At 72.9% G+C, this 399-nt stretch carries 1 protein-coding gene; it reads right to left on the reverse strand.

Going from position 1 to position 399, the window contains the following annotated elements; genetic code table 11:
- Positions 1 to 399: condensation domain-containing protein (locus tag NBY69_RS37205; protein WP_250306695.1), on the reverse strand; the 399-nt coding region annotated here is incomplete at both ends.

Raw genomic sequence — 399 nt, forward strand, 5'->3', positions numbered from 1 at the left:
CACCGCCCCCGGCACCGCCGCCACCTGCGCCGCGAAGGCCTGCGGCACCGGGACGGCGCCCACGTCCCGGGCGGTCTCGTTGTCCCGTTCCAGCAGCCGGTGCCGCTCGTCGGTGTCCAGGAGGTCGATCCCTCCGATCGGCAGCTCCGGGTCGGCGGTGACGGCCTCCAGCAGGAGCGTCCAGCGCCGGACCAGAGCGGCGACCGTCGAGCGGTCGAACAGGTCGGTGGCGTACTCGACCGCGCCGGCGATTCCGGCCGGGCTCCCGTCCGGACCGAACTGTTCGACCATGCTCACTCCAAGGTCGAACTTGGCGGTTCCGGTCGCGACCGCGTACGTGGTGACGTCCAGGCCGGGCAGCGAGAACCGGCCCATCGGCGCGTTCTGCACGGCCAGGAT

The organism is Streptomyces sp. A 4/2 (assembly GCF_940670765.1).
In the GTDB taxonomy this organism is placed as follows: domain Bacteria; phylum Actinomycetota; class Actinomycetes; order Streptomycetales; family Streptomycetaceae; genus Streptomyces.